Source organism: Haloactinopolyspora alba, from assembly GCF_003014555.1.
Classification (GTDB): Bacteria; Actinomycetota; Actinomycetes; order Jiangellales; family Jiangellaceae; genus Haloactinopolyspora; species Haloactinopolyspora alba.
Map to the genome: position 1 here is coordinate 13506 of NZ_PYGE01000013.1, position 16924 is coordinate 30429.

Annotated in this window: 18 protein-coding genes; 11 read left to right on the forward strand and 7 right to left on the reverse strand. The window is 70.8% G+C overall.

Annotated features, from left to right (window positions below; genetic code table 11):
* Positions 1-71: 71 nt before the first annotated feature.
* On the forward strand, positions 72-473 hold the full coding sequence (locus CLV30_RS16830; RefSeq protein WP_106538396.1) for a YjbQ family protein: 402 nt from the start codon (positions 72-74) through the stop codon (positions 471-473).
* Here the strand turns inward: CLV30_RS16830 and CLV30_RS16835 are convergent, their stop codons facing one another.
* Positions 474-1073, reverse strand: coding sequence for a TetR family transcriptional regulator (locus CLV30_RS16835; RefSeq protein WP_205741040.1), 600 nt, complete (start codon positions 1071-1073; stop codon positions 474-476). It abuts the gene before it with no gap.
* A gap of 72 nt (positions 1074-1145) precedes the next feature.
* Here CLV30_RS16835 and CLV30_RS16840 point away from each other — a divergent pair, with 72 nt between their 5' ends.
* The 5 genes from CLV30_RS16840 to CLV30_RS16860 all read left to right on the forward strand — a co-directional run bounded on the left by CLV30_RS16840 (position 1146) and on the right by CLV30_RS16860 (position 7142).
* Positions 1146-2021: an SDR family NAD(P)-dependent oxidoreductase gene (locus CLV30_RS16840; protein WP_106538398.1), complete on the forward strand. Its 876-nt coding sequence runs from the start codon at positions 1146-1148 to the stop codon at positions 2019-2021.
* 72 nt (positions 2022-2093) lie between these two features.
* The gene (locus tag CLV30_RS16845) at positions 2094-2360 is read left to right on the forward strand and encodes a DUF1876 domain-containing protein (RefSeq protein WP_106538399.1); all 267 of its coding nucleotides are present in this window, start codon (positions 2094-2096) and stop codon (positions 2358-2360) included.
* 91 nt (positions 2361-2451) lie between these two features.
* Positions 2452-3954, forward strand: coding sequence for an arylsulfotransferase family protein (locus CLV30_RS16850; RefSeq protein WP_165358713.1), 1503 nt, complete (start codon positions 2452-2454; stop codon positions 3952-3954).
* A gap of 66 nt (positions 3955-4020) precedes the next feature.
* A complete protein-coding gene (locus CLV30_RS16855) occupies positions 4021-5871 on the forward strand; it encodes a transketolase (RefSeq protein WP_205741041.1) in 1851 nt (616 codons plus the stop codon).
* Positions 5871-7142 carry a phosphoribosyltransferase family protein gene (locus tag CLV30_RS16860; protein ID WP_106538401.1) on the forward strand — a complete coding sequence of 424 codons (1272 nt, stop codon included), beginning with the start codon at positions 5871-5873 and terminating at the stop codon, positions 7140-7142. Before CLV30_RS16855 ends, CLV30_RS16860 begins: the two co-directional genes overlap by 1 nt.
* Positions 7143-7158: 16 nt before the next feature.
* Here the strand turns inward: CLV30_RS16860 and CLV30_RS16865 are convergent, their stop codons facing one another.
* Both CLV30_RS16865 and CLV30_RS16870 read right to left on the reverse strand, forming a co-directional pair.
* Positions 7159-8145, reverse strand: a complete 987-nt coding sequence (locus tag CLV30_RS16865) for a sigma-70 family RNA polymerase sigma factor (protein ID WP_106538402.1) — start codon at positions 8143-8145, stop codon at positions 7159-7161.
* 8 nt (positions 8146-8153) lie between these two features.
* Positions 8154-8606 (reverse strand): YbhB/YbcL family Raf kinase inhibitor-like protein, encoded by a 453-nt coding sequence (locus tag CLV30_RS16870; RefSeq protein WP_106538403.1) that lies wholly within the window; start codon positions 8604-8606, stop codon positions 8154-8156.
* 54 nt (positions 8607-8660) lie between these two features.
* On the opposite strand from CLV30_RS16870, the gene ligD reads away from it, so the two are divergent.
* On the forward strand, positions 8661-9659 hold the full coding sequence (ligD, locus tag CLV30_RS16875) for a non-homologous end-joining DNA ligase (RefSeq protein WP_205741042.1): 999 nt from the start codon (positions 8661-8663) through the stop codon (positions 9657-9659).
* Between the two features lie 17 nt (positions 9660-9676).
* Here ligD and CLV30_RS16880 read toward each other — a convergent pair whose 3' ends face one another.
* On the reverse strand, positions 9677-10015 hold the full coding sequence (locus CLV30_RS16880; RefSeq protein ID WP_106538505.1) for a WhiB family transcriptional regulator: 339 nt from the start codon (positions 10013-10015) through the stop codon (positions 9677-9679).
* Positions 10016-10119: 104 nt separating this feature from the next.
* On the opposite strand from CLV30_RS16880, the gene CLV30_RS16885 reads away from it, so the two are divergent.
* Complete coding sequence (locus tag CLV30_RS16885; RefSeq protein WP_106538404.1) at positions 10120-10770, forward strand: HhH-GDP family DNA glycosylase; 651 nt, start codon at positions 10120-10122, stop codon at positions 10768-10770.
* Between the two features lie 9 nt (positions 10771-10779).
* Here CLV30_RS16885 and CLV30_RS16890 read toward each other — a convergent pair whose 3' ends face one another.
* Positions 10780-11463, reverse strand: a complete 684-nt coding sequence (locus CLV30_RS16890) for a GAF and ANTAR domain-containing protein (protein WP_106538506.1) — start codon at positions 11461-11463, stop codon at positions 10780-10782.
* 199 nt (positions 11464-11662) lie between these two features.
* Between CLV30_RS16890 and CLV30_RS16895 the strand changes: the two genes are divergently transcribed.
* Positions 11663-12655: an NAD-dependent epimerase/dehydratase family protein gene (locus CLV30_RS16895; RefSeq protein ID WP_106538405.1), complete on the forward strand. Its 993-nt coding sequence runs from the start codon at positions 11663-11665 to the stop codon at positions 12653-12655.
* A gap of 34 nt (positions 12656-12689) precedes the next feature.
* On the opposite strand, the gene CLV30_RS16900 is transcribed toward CLV30_RS16895, so the two are convergent.
* Complete coding sequence (locus CLV30_RS16900; protein ID WP_106538406.1) at positions 12690-12953, reverse strand: GlsB/YeaQ/YmgE family stress response membrane protein; 264 nt, start codon at positions 12951-12953, stop codon at positions 12690-12692.
* Positions 12954-13131: 178 nt separating this feature from the next.
* Here CLV30_RS16900 and CLV30_RS26580 point away from each other — a divergent pair, with 178 nt between their 5' ends.
* Entirely contained in the window at positions 13132-14166 is a 1035-nt protein-coding gene (locus tag CLV30_RS26580; RefSeq protein WP_165358714.1) for a hypothetical protein, read from the forward strand.
* Positions 14167-14241: 75 nt separating this feature from the next.
* On the opposite strand, the gene CLV30_RS16910 is transcribed toward CLV30_RS26580, so the two are convergent.
* Positions 14242-15096, reverse strand: coding sequence for a glycerophosphodiester phosphodiesterase (locus CLV30_RS16910; protein WP_205741043.1), 855 nt, complete (start codon positions 15094-15096; stop codon positions 14242-14244).
* A gap of 265 nt (positions 15097-15361) precedes the next feature.
* Between CLV30_RS16910 and CLV30_RS16915 the strand changes: the two genes are divergently transcribed.
* Positions 15362-16924, forward strand: a complete 1563-nt coding sequence (locus CLV30_RS16915) for an alkaline phosphatase D family protein (protein ID WP_106538408.1) — start codon at positions 15362-15364, stop codon at positions 16922-16924.

Consider the following 16924-nt stretch of genomic DNA (forward strand, 5'->3'; position numbering starts at 1 on the left):
GCCCGTGCGAGAGCGGCGGGCGGCGCGCCAGGCGTTCGACGCGTCCGCGTGCCGGCGGACAGAATGGTCCCGTGGATTCCGAGACCTTCGACCTCTCGACCGGCAGCGAACTGGTGACCGAGGTGACCGGCCAGGTGCGTGAGTTCTGCCGCGGCCGCGGCGACGGGCTGTGCCACGTGTTCGTCCCGCACGCGACCGCCGGGGTGGCTCTGATCGAGACGGGCTCGGGGACCGAGCCCGACCTCGCCGCGGCGGTCGACCGGATGCTCCCTCCCGAGGACATCTATCGGCACCGCCACGGCAGCACCGGGCACGGCCGCGATCACGTGCTGCCGGCCTTCATCGCGCCGTCGCTGAGCCTCCCGGTGATCGACGGCGAGCCCGCCCTGGGCACGTGGCAGAGCGTGGTCGTCGTCGACTCCAACGTCGACAACCGCCACCGCCGGCTCCGGCTCTCGTTCCTACCGGGCTGATCAGCCGGAGCCGGGCGACCGCGGCCGCACGATCGACAGCGCACGATCCAGTAGTTCGGCGCGGTCGGCGGACCCGCCCGAGCGGAGCCATTCCCGCTGCGCGGCTTCCAGCGCCGACGCAGCCGCGGCCGTGAGCAGGTCCGCAGTGAGAGCGTCGAGGCGCTCCGCGGCGCGATCACGTACCGCCGCACTGATCAGTTTACGTGCCTCCTCGCGTCGCTGCTGGTAACGGGCCTGTAATACGGGCGTCTGCTCGACCAGACGCAACTCGGCCACGCGCTGCACCGACCCGTCGATTCGGTCCTGCCACGCACGGACGACGTGGCACAGACTCTCCCATGTGTCCTCTTCCGGTGGGCGAGAACGCACGTCGTCGGCGACCTGCTCCCCCATGACCGCGACCGCCCCCAGTACGGCGTCCTCCTTCGACTCGAAGTACCGGAAGAAACTGCGCTTCGACATGCCAGCGGCGCGTGCTATGTCGTCCACGGTCGTCTGGTCGAACCCGTGTTCGGCGAACATCGCCACCGCCAACTCGGACAGTTCGGAGCGCACTGCACGACGGCCACGCTCGCGCAGGGCGTTCCCGTGCTCAGGCATGTCGCTCAGTTTACTCTTCGACATCGTATGCTCGGACTGGCATCAAGTGACAGTAAGAGCAGGAGGTGTCGCATGCACGACGAGACGGTTCTCATCACCGGCGGTACGGGTGGTATCGGCAGGCAGACGGCGCGGGGGCTCGCCGATCTCGGCAAGCACGTCGTGCTGGTGGGGAGGGACCCCGAACGTGCCGCCCGTGCTGCCGGCCAATTGCGTCACGAATCCGGCACCGACCGGGTGGACGCCCTCACCGCCGACGTCAGCCGGCAGTCGGATCTGCGCCGCCTCACCGATCAGGTCACCGACCGATACGGAAAGCTGGATGCACTGATCAACAACGCCGGCAGCACCAAAGTCCAGCGCGAGCTGACCGAAGACCGCGTCGAGACGGTCTTCGCGACCAATGTCGTCGCCCCGTTCCTCCTGACCCACCTACTCCTACCGGCATTGCGAGCGGCGCCGAGACCACGGGTCGTCAACATCACCGGCGGCGTCCCGCGGGGTCACATCAACGTGGAGAACCTTCAAGGTCAGCGTTCCTACGCCGGACTGTCGTTCTACAACCAGACCAAACTCGCACTCATGGCCATGAGCATCACGCTCGCCGGACGGCTCGGCACCAACGGCGTCGCGGTGAACGTCGCCTACCCGGGGCACGCTTCCACGGCGATGAACAAGGGCCTGCCGATCAGCACCTACCCACTCGCGGCACGGCCGATCGTTCCGCTGCTGAAACTGCTCAGCCCGCTCGTGCTCGGCAACCGCGCCGCCGTGCGAGCATCCCGGTCGAGCATCCGGCTCGTGTCCGATCCCGGCCTCGACGGCATCACCGGCGTGTACATCGACCGGAAAGCGCGTCCCGCCCGGTGGCCGGAAGCCGTGCTGGACGCAGGTACCCGTCGAGCCGTGTGGCAGGAGTGCGAGAGAGTCACGAATCGCTCCTGGTGATGAGCGGGAAGTCGCGACGTTGGAAACCGGGACTTCGGGGTACGGAACGGCTGACACCCGGAGGTGAGCGCCATGCAGGCAGTCGAGTGGACAGTCGACGTCTCGTTCCAGGAGGACCCGGACCGCACCGACGCCATCGTCACGCTGACGTTGGCGGACGGGACTGCGCTGCGCGCGCAGGGACACGCCCGGCGGAACCCGGACGACCCGGCACGGCCACGGGTCGGCGAGGAGATCGCCGCCGCGCGCGCCATGTCCGACCTGGTTCACCAGTTGATGGAACGGGCCGCGACCGAGATCGAGGACGTCACGCACCAGCCCGCACACCTGAGCGTGTGAACATCCTTCGCGACGGGTGATGCGTCCGCCGCGACACGGCGTTGCGCAGCAGAGGCGGCACAAAGCGGTCAGGACGTGCATCATGTGGTCGATGAGTTACGAACGTATAACCCGTGCGGTCGCCCTCAGCGGGGCCGCCCTGATGCTGACGGCGACCGCGTGCCAGAGTGGCGAGGAGCCGTCCAGCGCCAGGCCGTCCGAGACGCCCACACCGGGTGCCGGCTGGGAGTTCACGACCCACCCGAACCTGACACCCCCACTCGTCGACGTCTCGCAGACGCGGGCCCCGGCGACCGAGGCGCCGGCCAGGCCCGCCGACGAGGACCTGTTCATGGTCGCGCCCAAGGGCGAGGAATCACCGATGACCGCCCTGATGATCGCCGACTCCGAGGGCGATCCGGTGTGGGTCCATCCGGTGGAAGGGAACAGCTACAACTTCCGTACCCAGGAGTACAACGGCGAGCAGGTCCTCACCTGGTGGCGCGGCGACAACAGCACGCAGGGCCACGGCAAGGGCGAGTTCGTCATCATGAACAACTCGTACGAGGTGATCACCACCGTCACCACCACGGGCACCGCCCGGGCGGACTTCCACGAGATCACCATCACCGACGACGGCACGGCACTGCTGGCCAGCTACCCCACCGTCGGCGGACAGGATCTCACCGAGTTCGACGGCCCGAAGGACGGCTACGTTCTCGACGGCGTCATCCAGGAGGTCGACATCGCCACCGGCGAGGTGCTGTTCGAGTGGAGCGCGCTCGACCACGTCGACCTCAGCGAGACCGAGAACTCCATGGAGGACCGCGACGAGCAGGACGGCAGCGAGGAGAAGCCCTTCGACTTCTTCCACATCAACTCCGTCACCGAGGACGGCGACTCGCTGCTCGTCTCGGCACGCAACACGCACGCGATCTACCGCATCGACCGCGAGACCGGCGAGCTCGACTGGACACTCGGCGGCAACGCGAGCGACTTCAAGATGACCGGCGACTCGTACTTCGCGTGGCAGCACGACGCCCAGCGCCAGGAGGACGGCACCATCACCCTGTTCGACAACCAGAGCTCGCCGCCCATCGGTGATCAGTCGCGCGGGCTGCGGCTCGACGTCGACACCGAGAACATGACGGCGAGCGTGGTGACGGAGTACCTGCCACCGGACGGGCGGCTGGCGGCGAGCCAGGGCAACCTGCAGGTCCGCGACAACGGCAACGTGGTCATCGGCTGGGGCGCCGAACCGTTCTACTCGGAGTACACCGCCGAGGGTGAGCTGCTCTACGACGCAAAGCTCAGCGGCGGCGACAACTACCGCGCCTACCGGCTCCCGTGGGAGGGTGACCCGACCCGGCCGCCGAGGCTCGAAGTCGAGGACCGCATGGCCTACGTCAGCTGGAACGGCGCGACCGAGGTGGCCTCGTGGCGGTTCCTGGGGGGCCCGGACGCCGAGGACGCCACCGAGGTGGCCACGGTGCCGCGAGAGGGGTTCGAGACGACGATGCCGGTTCCGGACCAGCCGTACGTCGCTGCCGAGGCTCTCGACGCCGACGGCAACGTCCTCGACACCGTGAGCGTGCAGACGGACTCGGACTCCTGAGGTCCCGCCGGCGCCGGCGCTGATCGGGAAGGGATTCAACCGCGTCCACCTGGGTACCCGTCGGGCGTGAGTGAGACGAACCTGAACTCCGGCCTGAACATCGCCGAGCTGGGCCAGCAGCTGCGCGTCGACGCCGTGCGCTGTTCCGCGGAGGCCGGCTCGGGACACCCGACGTCGTCGATGTCGGCGGCGGACCTGATGGCGACCCTGTTGGCCCGCCACCTGCACTACGACGTCGCCGACCCGGAGGAGCCGAACAACGATCACCTGATCTTCTCGAAGGGGCACGCCTCCCCGCTGCTCTACGCGCTGTACAAGGCCGCGGGCGCGATCACCGACGAGGAGCTGCTGACGTTCCGCGCCTTCGGCAGCAGGCTCGAGGGGCACCCGACACCGCGGCTGCCGTGGGTCGACGTCGCCACCGGCTCGCTCGGCCAAGGGCTGCCGGTCGGCGTGGGCATGGCCCTGGCGGGCCGGTACCTCGACCGGCTCCCGTACCGGGTCTGGGTGCTCTGCGGCGACAGTGAGCTCGCCGAGGGCTCGATGTGGGAGGCCTTCGAACACGCCGGCTATCACCGGCTCGACAACCTCGTCACGGTCGTCGACGTCAACCGGCTCGGTCAGCGGGGCGCCACCAGGCACGGCTGGGACACCGCCGCGTACGCGCGCCGGATCGGGGCCTTCGACTGGCACACCATCGAGATCGACGGCCACGACACCGAGGCCATCGACCAGGCGTACTCCGAGGCGGCGCGCAGCGAGCGGCCCACCGCGATCATCGCGCGCACCGTCAAGGGCGCCGGTGTCGCCGCCGTCGCCGACCAGGAGGGCAAGCACGGCAAGCCGCTGCCCGACACGGACGAAGCCATCGACGAGCTCGGCGGCGTCCGCGACATCCGCGTGCCGGTGACACCGCCGGGGTCACGGGCGGCCCCGCACGCCTTCGGCGAGGTCGAACCGGTGAAGCTGCCGACCTACGAGGCCGGCGACTCGGTGGCCACCCGGACCGCGTTCGGCGCCGCCCTCGCCGCGCTCGGCTCGGCGCGCCCCGAGGTCGTGGGCCTCGACGGCGAGGTGGCGGACTCGACCCGGATGCAGAAGTTCGCCGACGCCCACCCCGACCGGTTCTTCGAGTGCTACATCGCCGAGCAGCAGCTGGTCGCCGCCGCGCTCGGCATGCAGGCGCGCGGCTGGATCCCGTACGTGGCGACGTTCGCCGCATTCCTGACCCGGGCCTACGACATCGTCCGGATGGCCGCCATCAGCGGAGCGGATCTACGCCTGGTCGGATCGCACGCCGGCGTGGCGATCGGGCAGGACGGTCCCTCGCAGATGGGTCTCGAGGACCTGGCGGCGTTCCGGGCCGTGCACGGCAGCGTCGTGCTGTACCCGTGCGACGCCAACCAGGCGGCCGCGCTGGTCACGGCGCTGGCCGACTACCCGGGAATCGCCTACCTGCGTACCACCCGCGGCGACACCCCGGTGCTGTACTCCGCCGACGAGGAGTTCTCCATCGCCAGCAGCCGGGTGCTGCGCTCGTCGGCGGACGACCAGGTCACCGTGGCCGCCGCGGGCATCACGGTGCACGAAGCCCTGCAGGCGGCCGACGAGCTCGCCCAGCAGGGTGTCCGGGCTCGCGTGATCGACCTGTACTCGGTGAAGCCGGTCGACGCCCAGACGCTGCGCGACGCGGCGGCGGCGACCGGGAACATCGTCACCGTGGAGGATCACTGGCCCGAGGGCGGTCTCGGTGACGCCGTCCTCGACGTGTTCAGCCACGGCGACCCGTCGCCGCACGTGTTGAAGCTGGCGGTACACGGCATGCCGGGCTCGGCCACGCCGGCCGAGCAGATGCGCGCCGCGGGCATCGACCACACCGCCATCGCCGAAGCCGTCCAGTACCTGGTGAATCGCTGATGACCTTCCACGATCGCGACGACGCGGGCCGCCGGCTCGCGCAGCGGCTGTCGCACGAGCGGTTCGAGCGGCCGGTCGTGCTCGCCCTGCCGCGCGGTGGCGTCCCCGTCGCCGCGCACGTCGCCGCGGCGCTCGACGCCCCGCTGGAGGTGTTCGTCGCGCGCAAGATCGGAGCTCCGGGTCAGCCGGAGTTCGGTATCGGCGCGATCGCCGAGGGCGGCGACGACGTCGTCGCGACCCCCGACGCCGACCGCGTGGGCGTCGACGAGAACCGCCTGCGCGAACTCGCCGTGTCCGAACGCGAAGAACTGGACCGCCGCGTCGAGACCTACCGCGGTGCGCTGGCCCTACCGGAGCTCGACGACCACGACGTCATACTCATCGACGACGGCCTGGCCACCGGCATCACCGCCGAGGCCGCGCTGCGGTCGCTGCGTCAACGCAACCCGCGCCGGCTGGTGCTGGCGATCCCGGTCTGCCCGCCGCAGAGCGCGCGGCGCCTGGCCCGCATCGCCGACGACGTCATCTGTATCGAGTCGCACCGCGGGCTCGGATCGATCGGCTCGTACTACCGCGACTTCAGCCAGATCAGCGACGACCAGGTGGTCGAGCTGCTCGCCGGCGCGCGCTCCAGGGACGTGGCCATCACCGTCACCGATGACGAGTCGGTCCACGGTGACCTGACGATGCCGGCACACCCGACCGGCGTCGTCCTGTTCGCGCACGGCAGCGGCAGCAGCCGGCACAGCCCGCGCAACCGGGCGGTCGCGAACACGCTGCGCGAGCACGGGTTCGCCACCGTGCTGATGGACCTGCTGACCGAGAACGAGGCCAAGCAGGACGCCACCACCCGCAGCCTGCGCTTCGACATCGAGCTCCTGGCCGGCCGGCTGGACCTCGCCACGGCCTGGCTGGCGCAGGATCCGTCGACGGCGAGCCTGCCGCTCGGCTACTTCGGAGCCAGCACGGGCGCGGCGGCCGCTCTGGTCTCCGCGGCCCGCGCCGGCGGAAAGGTCGCGGCCGTGGTGTCCCGCGGCGGGCGCCCTGATCTGGCGGGCGAGGCGCTGGCCGAGGTCAGCGCGCCGACGCTGTTGATCGTCGGCGGTCTCGACGACGTGGTGCTCACGATGAACCGGCGCGCCCTCGAACAGCTGGGCGGGCCGGGGCGGGTCGAGATCGTCGAGGGCGCGAGCCACCTGTTCGAGGAGCCGGGAACGCTCGACGAGGTCGGCCGGCTGGCCGCCGACTGGTTCTCCGAGCACCTGGACTGACCGGCCCGGACGTCGGTCAGCCGGCCCACTCCAGCAGCGGCTCGTAGCGAGCGGGATCACGCAGCTCGGCGAGCGCCTCCTTCTCGAGCTGACGCACCCGCTCCTTGGTCAGCCCGACCCGCTCGGCGACCTCCTGCAGCGTGTGCTGGCGGCCGTCGCTGAGCCCGTACCGCAGGCTGACGATCATCGCCTCGCGCGGCGCGAGCGTCTCCACCAGCGTGCGCACCTCCTCGCCGAGCGCCTTGAACTCGACCACGTCCGGTGCCTGCAACACCTCCGTGTCCTCGATCAGGTCACCGACGTTGGCGCTACCGTCGTCGCCGACGGGCATGTCCAGGCTGACCACGTCGCGGGAGATGCGGCGCAGCTCCTCCACCCGTTCGGTGGTGAGATCCGCTTCGGTGGCGACCTCGTCGGCCGTGGGCTCGCGGCCGAGCGAGAGGTGCAGTTTGCGCTCGGTGCGGGCCAGCTTGGAGATGCTCTCGACCACGTGCGCGGGCAACCGGATCGTGCGAGCCTTCTCGGCACGCCCACGCTCGATGGCCTGCCGGATCCACCACATCGCGTACGTGGAGAACTTGAATCCGCGCGTGTAGTCGAACTTCTCGACCGCGCGGATCAGGCCCATGTTCCCGTCCTGGATGACGTCCAGGAAGGACAGGCCGGTGTTGCGGTAGTGCTTGCGAGCCGCGGCGACGACGAGGCGCAGGTTGGCGCGGATCATGTGGTCCTTGGCGTGCTCACCGTCGCGCGCGACGGCGTCGAGCTCTTCCCGCGGCCGGGTGAGCTCGCGCTCGCCGGCGTCGGCGGCGCGCAGCAGCTCGGAGGCGTACAGACCCGCCTCGATCCTGCGGGCGAGATCGACCTCTTCCTGGGCCGAAAGCAGCGGCGTCGAGCCGATCTGCTTGAGGTAGTGCCCCACGAGGTCGTAGTCCTGGTCGAGCTCGCGCGGCTCGCTTCGCACGGCGGCCGTGTCGGCGCCGTGCCCGTTCACGATCGTCATCCGTCTCCTCAGCGCTGAAAGAGTCCCACCAACGTGCCACGTTCGAGCATGGCCGCATCGGCGGCACGATAGATGTCCTCGACGGTGGGGGTGGCGGGCAGGTCGGCCGGTGCCGACAGCGCGTAGACCGTGAAGACGTATCGGTGCGGGTCATCGCCCGGTGGCGGTGCCGGACCACCCCACCCGTCGTCGCCGAATCCGTTGGGCCACGAGCGGCCCCCGGCCGGCGTCTCGTGTTCCGGAACGCCGACGACGTGCGGATCTATTCCCGTCACCAACCAGTGCAGGAACGATCCGCCGGGCGCGTCCGGATCCTCGCACACCAGGAGCAGCTCGCTCGTCTCGGCCGGGATGCCGACCCATTCCAGCGACGGCGACACGTTCTCGCCGTCGCGCCCGTGCCGTGCCGGGATGGTGCCGTGGTCGTCGAAGTCGGGGCTTCGGAGCTGGATACCTGTCATACCGGGGACGTACCCGCCACCCGCAAGCCCACTCAACGTTGGATGATGCCTGGTATGAACAGCACCGAGGCCGCGGACCCGATGCCCACGTCGATCCGTCCGATGGCCGCCACGCCCTCCGCGCTGCCGGCTCAGGAGTCCGGCTGGGGTTTCGAGATCAAGTGGGACGGCGTCCGTGTCGTCACCCACGCCACGCCAGGCCGGTTGCGGCTGTTCGGGCGCGACGGGCAGGAGTTCACCGGCCGCTACCCGGAGCTCGACGCCCTGGGCGAGCAGATCGGCACGCGCCGGGTGATCCTGGACGGCGAGATCGTCGCGTTCGACGACGAGGGCCAGCCGAGCTTCCAGCGGCTGCAGCCGCGCATCCACGCCGCGTCCGAGGCGGACGCTCGCCACGGCAGCCGCACCGCCCCGGTGATCTACGTGATCTTCGACGTCCTGTACGCCGGCGGACGCTCGCTGCTGCGGCACCGTTACGAGGACCGGCGTCACCAGCTCACCGACCTCGGGCTCGCCGGACCCCACTGGCAGGTGCCCACCGTGGACATCGGCGAGGGTTCTCCGCTGCTCGAGGCCACCCGGGCGCAAGGGCTGGAGGGCGTCATCGCCAAACGGCTCGACAGCCCGTACCGGCCGGGCAGGCGGAGCCGCGACTGGCTCAAGATCAAGAACGTGCACCGGCAGGAGGTCGTCATCGGCGGATGGACCCCCGGGCAAGGCAGCCGGGCGGACGACTTCGGCGCGCTGCTGGTCGGCTACCGCGACTCCGGCGGGCTGCGTTACGCCGGCAAGGTCGGCACCGGGTTCGACCTGGCCACCCGCCGCATGTTGCGTTCCGAGCTGGACGCGTTGCACACGCGGGACAGCCCGTTCACCGGCAGGCAGCCACAGCGGGACGCGGTCTTCGCCGAGCCACGGCTGGTGTGCGAGGTGGAGTTCGCGCAGTGGACCAGCGACGGGACGCTACGCCACCCCACCTACCAAGGGCTGCGCAGGGACAAGGACCCGCAGGAGGTCGTGCGCGAGGAGCCGCTCCCGCCACCGGACGCGTGAGCGTTCCCGATGCCGGATCACGACGCGAGGCGGCGCCGCAACTCGCGGCGTTCCCGTGCGTCCTTGCCGCCCCACACACCGAACTGCTCGTCGCGGGCCAGCGCCTCGTCCAGGCAGCGAGCCCGCACCGGACAGGTCGCGCAGATCGCCTTGGCCCGTCGCTCACGTTCACGTTTTCTGCGCAACGGCACGCCGTCGGGCACGCAGAACAGATCCGCGTCCGCGGTCCGGCACGCCGCGAACTCCCACCACGACGGACCACGCGGTGTCGGCACCGCGTCGTACGGACCAGGCGTCGCCCGCCCGGTGTGCGCGCTCGGCGGCGCACCGGAGAACTCGGTACCAGTGGCAGTCATGCGCATCGAGTACCCCTGATCGCGGCGGCCAAACCGATCGTGGAGCCCATGGCGCAGCCGGCCAGGGCGTTTCCGCTCCAGCCGGTCCGGGTAGCGATGCCGACATGGCATCCGAGCACCCACGGGTCCGCGCCCTGTTGGAACGGCACGGCACGACCTACGCCGAAGAGGCCGGCATCACCCTCGACGACAAGCCGTCGCCGCTGTACCGGCTGATGGTGCTGTCGCTGCTGCTCTCGGCCCGGATCAGCGCAGGCATCGCGACCGCCGCGGCGCGCGAGCTGTCCAGGGCCGGCTGTCGGACACCGGCCCGGATGGCGGAGGCGAGCTGGCAGGACCGGGTCGACGCCCTGGGGCGGGGGCACTACCGACGCTACGACGAGCGCACGTCCACGATGCTCGGCGACGGCGCCGAGGCGCTGATCAAGGACTACGGCGGCGACCTGCGGCGGCTGCACCGCGACGCGAGCAGCACCAGGGAGCTCGAGCGGCTGCTCCAGCGCTACCCGGGCATCGGGCCCACGGGCTCGGCCATCTTCTGCCGCGAGGTGCAGGGCGTGTGGCCCGACGTCGCCCCGTACCTCGACAAGCGCGTCCGCGACGGCGCGGGTCGGCTGGGCCTGCCGGAGACCGCTGCCGAGCTGGCCGAGCTGGTGCCCACGGCGGAGCTGCCTCGGCTCACCGCCGGATGCGTCCGCGCCGCACTGGATTCCGCGGTCGCCGACGACGTCCTGTACGCCGGCGCCTCGCGGTGATCGCCGGGCTCACGGCTCCTGGGACAACCGCCCGCTCTCGATGATGCGCCGTGCGACCTCACGCAGCTTCACGTTGTTGTCGCGGGAGTACCGGCGCAGCAGGGCGAACGCACGGTCGGCGTCGAGTCCGAAGCGCTCCATCAGGATCCCCTGGGCCTGGCCGATCAGGTGCCGCGCGCCGATGGCCTGGCGCAGGCCGTCCTCCTCACGTGCCGCTGCCAGCGCGATGGAGGCGTGCCGGCCGAAGATGTCGGCCACGTCGTGGTCGTCCTCGTCGAAGGCGCCCGGCTCGTTGCCGTAGAGGTTGAGCGCGCCGACGGTGGAGTTCAGCGTGTGCAGCCGGACGGAGAGAATGCTGCGCAGGCCCAGCTCGGCGACCTTCGGTCCCCACTCCGGGAAACGCTCGTCGGCGGAGGTGTCGTCGACGACGAACACGTCGTGGTTCCAGATGGCCCGGATGCAGGGGCCCTCGCCGAGATCGGTCTGGAGTTTGTCGGCCTGCATGACGCGGTCGTGCGTCGCCACCGCTGTCTCGATGCGCCCGCGCCCGTGCAGCAGCATCAGACCGGCGTCGTCGCACGCGGTCGCGTGCTGCGCGTACTCGACCACCCGGTCGAGCGTGTGCTCGACGTCGGATTCGTTGAACATGACCAGCGCCATGTTCGCGAACTCTGTTGCGTCCGGGTCGTGCATGACGGTGCCTTCCCCCACATGAGGTCCACGGATTCCCGTGGACACACACCAGGTCGTCCGTCCACAGCCGTCGCCTGCCAACAGACTACCGTCCGGCGTGTCGGATCGCCGTCTCCTGGGTAAGCAACCTCCGACACGCGGGTGTGAGCGGCCGCCGCCCCCGGCGACCGGCCTCGGTCCCGCTGGAACTGAGGGAGTCATGACACACGACCCCGACCGGACCAGGCACGCCGTCGTCACCGGCGGCGGTGGGTTCATCGGATCACATCTGTGCGACGCTCTCGTCCGCACCGGAACCCGGGTGACCTGCATCGATTCGTTCGAGACCGGACAACGGGGCAACCTGGCCCCGCTGCTGGACGATCCACGGTTCGACCTGGTCATCGGCGACGTCGTCGACGGTATGGACATCGAGGGGCCGGCCGACGTCGTCTTCCACCTCGCGGCACCGTCGACGCCCGGCGACTACCTGCTCGATCCGGTACGGGCGATGCGCACGGCGAGTGCGGGCACGATGAACGCGCTGCGGTTCGCACACGACAACCGGGCGCGGTTCATCCTGGTGTCCACGTCCGAAATCTACGGCCCGCCGAGTCCCCACCCGCAGCAGGAGCTGGACCTGGGCGTGGTCGACCCGGTGCACTCCTACGACGCCTACTTCGAGGCCCGCCGCTTCGGCGAGGCGCTGACCAGCTCCTATCGCGCCGCATGCAACCTGCGGACCGGGATCGCGCGGGTCTTCAACACGTACGGGCCGCGGATGCGGCTGGACGACGGGAGGGTCCTGTCCCGGTTCATCCGGCAGGTACTGGCCAACGACCGAGTGACCGTCCCCGGCAGCGGCGCGCAGCGGCGGTCGCTGTGCTACGTCGCCGACACGGTGACCGGCCTGACGACGCTGGCGTACGGCGAGCACCCCGGCCCGGTGAATATCGGCAACCCGGACGACACGTCGGTCTACGAGCTGGCGCGACAGCTGACCGAACTGTCCGGCAGCGACACCGGGATGGAGTTCGTGGACTCACCCACCGACCGCATGCACTCGCGGCGGCCGGACATCGGGCTTGCCACCGAGGTCCTGGGGTGGCGGCCGCGGACGACGGTGCGCGAGGGACTGGCGAGCACGGTCGCCTGGTTCCGGCGCGACGGAGTGCCCGCGTCGGACCCGTACGCGGCCGGCCGGCGCGGCTGAGACGGGCCGGCCACGCCGGCACGCGGGGACACGGTCACTGCTTGCGGGCGGCCATCAGCTTCGAGGCGCCGCCCACGCCCACCGCGGCCAGCCCGACCTGGACCACGATCTCGATCCAGTCGATGCCGGACGTGTCCCGCAACGGGCCGACGATGGCGGTTCCGATCAGCGCGGCGACGATGCCGATCAGGATCGTCAGCCAGATGGCGATCGTCTGCCTGCCCGGTACGACCAGCCGGCCGAGCGCGCCGATGATGGCGCCGACGACGACAGCCGAGATGATTCCGCCGATATCCACGAGTCCTCCCGAGCAGCGCAGTGACGAGGAATCGTTCCTCTTCCTCTCCGTACCCGTCCGTGCCGAACCGAACCGGACATGCTCGTCGTCCCCCGTGGACGCATCCTGCTGTGGCCTAAGCTCGGGACGTGACGAGGAACGAGGCCGACGACTACCCGCAGTGACACGGAGCGCCACCATGGACGTCGAGGCGGAGATCAGCACGCTGTTCGGTCTCCCGCTCGAGGAGTTCGTCGCCGCCCGCAACGCACTCGGCAAGCGGGCCCGCACCGACGTTTCCGCCGATCTGGCTGCGCGCATCAAGGCGCTGCGCAAGCCGACGACGACGGCGTGGCTGGCGAACCAGCTCGCCCGCCGGCACCGCGAGGACGTTGACGAGCTTGTCGACCTCGGCGCCCGGATGCGCGAGGCCACCGCCGCCCGCGACGGCGACCTGCTGCGCGAGCTGACCGCCCGGCGTAAGGAACTGGTGGACGCGTTGTCCCGCGCGGCGCGCGAGCTGGCCGGCGCGGCCGGGTACGGCATGAGCGACGACGTCGCCTCCGCGCTCGGCGAGACGCTGCACGCGGCGCTGGCAGATCCCGCTTCCGGCGAGCAACTGCGCGCCGGCCGACTGGGCCGTGCCCTGCAGCACACCGGGTTCGGCCCGGTGATCGGAGGCGACGAGACGGCAGACGTGATCTCGCTCGGGCAGGCGCGGTCCGTACGCGAACAGCGCCGCGCCGACCCGACCACGGCAACGCCCGCGGCACCGGCCGCCACACCGGCCACCACACCGACCGCCACACCGGCCGCCACGCCGGGGACGGGCGACGAGGGCGGCGCGGACGAGGCACTCGCGACGGCGCCCTCCCCCGACGCCGCGCGCACGGAGCCGCCCCGGCACGAGAACCGGAGGCAGGAACGCGACCGCCGCCGGACCGAGGCGAGCGAGGAGCTCGAACGCGCCCGCTCGGCCGTCGCGGCGGCGGACGAACACGTCGACGAACTGACGGCTGCCCTCGAGCACCGCCGCACACAACTGCACGACGCCGAGGCGACCGTTCAGCGCCTCACCGACGAACTCGAATCCGCGCGCCGACAGCTGGAGCGGACACGCGCCGCCGTCGACGACACCCACGCGGAGCTCGAGGGGGCCGGCGCCGAGGCGGAAGCGGCCCGCAACCGCCGCCGCGAGGCCACCCGGCACCTCGCCCGGCTCGACGGCAGCTGATCGACCGTCGCACGTCCGTCCCCGGCCGAGGCTCCGGCCGGGGACGGACTTCCGCGTGGGCTCGGCTGGTCCTGGTCAGCGGTGTTCGAGGATGTCCCGCAGGACCCCGGGGTAGTTCGTGATGATGCCGTCGACACCGAGGTTGATGTACTCACGCATCAGCTGCCCGCTGTTGATGGTGTAGACGCTGATGGTCATGCCGAGCTCGTGGATCCGCTCGACCAGTGCCGCGTCGGTCACCCGGTAGCTCGGGTTGACCTGCTCGGCCCAGGTGCTGGCCTCGACCAGCTCTTCCTCCGTCGGCTGCGAGCCGTAGAGCAGCCCCACCGGGACCTCCGGCGCGATCTCGTCGTAGGTGCGCATCGAGTCGATGTCGAACGACTGCACCACCAGGCGGCCGGTCCGCAGCGAGCGCTCCATGTATCCGGGGATCGACGAGAGCTCCTCATGGATCTGGGCCTCGATGCCCGGGTAGAGCGAGGGGCTCTTCAGCTCCAGCAACAGCCCGGTACGCGGGCCCAGCGCTTCGACCACCTCGCGCAAGGTCGGGACCGGCTCACCGGCGAAGTCCGGCGAGAACCAGGAGCCCGCGTCCAGCTGGCGCATCTCCTCCAGCGTGAAGTCGCCGACGTTCCACGGCGCGCGGTCGGGGAAGACCTCTTCCACGTTCGTCGTGCGCTCGAGCGTGACGTCGTGCATGATCACCAGCTCGCCGTCCGCCGAGCGCTGCACGTCCACCTCGACGAAGCTCGACCGCTGGTCGACGGCGTACTCGACCGCCGCGACGGTGTTCTCGGGGGCGGATCCGGAGGATCCGCGATGGGCGATGTCCACGACGTCGGCCTCCGGTTTCGCCTGCGCGGGAGCCGCGAGGGCGGCGCCGAACACGGCGGTGGCGCATACCGCGCCGAGGGTCCGCATGGTGCGCATGAGTGCTCTCCTTCGTCCGGACATGACGCCCGGGTGGGGGTCGTGGCACAGCGTGCGTCAACAACAGTGTCATACGGGTGGCCTCGTCCTGAATACCCAGTGACCATCATTCAGGGGATACATAGACCAATGGTCTGCAATTGTCCTCAATGTCGGCGCGCGTTCACCTACGCCGGAAACCATGGCCGGGGCCTCGAGCCCGATGGCCAGCCAGGGGTCTCGAGCCCCGGTGTGCCGCCCACGTCCCCCACTCGAACGGAGCAGCATGGCGCCGACGGATACGCCGCCACCCACCTTCGACCGACGAACGTTCCTCCGGCTCAGCGGCGTCAGCTCGGCCGCCCTGGCACTCGGTGTCGCCGCGAGCGACGCCGATGCCGCGGCCACGCCCGGCGGCCCGGTCCCCGACGGCGTGTTCGGCCTGGGCATCGCCTCCGGCGACCCCGGCCCCGGCAGCGTCGTGCTCTGGACCAGACTCGCCCCGGAACCGCTGGCCGCTGACGGCCACGGCGGGATGCCGCTGCGCCCGGTGCCGGTGCGCTGGGAGGTGTCGCCGGACGAGCGGTTCCGCGTCGTCGCCCGCCGCGGCACGGCCATCGCCTCGCCAGAGCTCGCACACGCCGTCCACCCGCTGGTGGAAGGGCTCGAACCAGGACGCGAGTACTTCTACCGGTTCCGGGTCGGCCGGGAGGTCAGCCCGGTCGGCCGCACGAAGACGCTGCCGGCCGCTGGAGCATCCACGTCGTCGTTCAGCTTCGCCACCGCGTCGTGCCAGGCCTGGTACCACGGCCACTTCAGCGCCTACCGGCACCTCGCGAACGAGGAGCTGGACGCGGTCTTCTTCCTCGGCGACTACATCTACGAGTACGGCATCGGCGAGTCGAACCTCTGGCGCGCCGGCGCCTCCGTCGCTCCCGAGCACGGCGCCGAGATCGAGACCCTGGAGCAGTTCCGGCTGCGCTACGCCCTGTTCAAGACCGACCCGCACCTGCAGGCGCTGCACGCGACCGCGCCGTGGATGGTGACCTGGGACGACCACGAGGTGCAGAACAACTACGGCGCCGACGGCTCCCGGTACGGCATCAGCACCGAGCACTTCCCGCACCTGCGCGCCGTCGCCTACCGCGCGTTCTACGAGAACCTGCCGCTGTCGCTGTCGACGATGCCCGACGGCCCCGACAGCACCGTCTTCCGCCGCTTCGACGTGGGGTCGCTGGCCCGGTTCAACGTGCTGGACACCCGCCAGTTCCGGGACGCGCCGCCGGTGGACCGCGAGGACCAGTACGACGAGCGGCGCAGCATGCTCGGCCGGCAACAGGAACGGTGGCTGTACGAGGGCATGTCCGGCTCGCCGGCGACATGGAACGTGGCGGCCAACGGTGTCACCGTCTCCGCGATCACCGAGGACCGCACCGACCAGTGGGACGGCTACCCGGCCGCGCGCGCCCGCCTGATCGAGGCGATGCGCACCACCAGCAACCCCGTCGTGCTCACCGGCGACATCCACCGCCACGTCGCCTCCGAGCTGAAGGCGGATTTCGCCGACCCGGACTCGCCGACCGTGGGTGTGGAGCTCATCTGCACCTCGGTCGCCTCCGGCGGCGACGGTGCGCCCACCGACGGCTACACGCCGGACTGGGTCCAGCACCCGTACGTGAAGCTCTACGACGGCAGACGCGGCTACGTCCACTGCCGGATGACACCCGACGAGCTGACGTCCCGGTTCCGGATCGTCCCGTGGATCGAAGCCGACGCCGACGCGCCGGTCCGGACGACCGCGCGGTTCGTCACCCCGGCCGGCGCGCCGGGCCTGGAAGGGCAGGAGTGA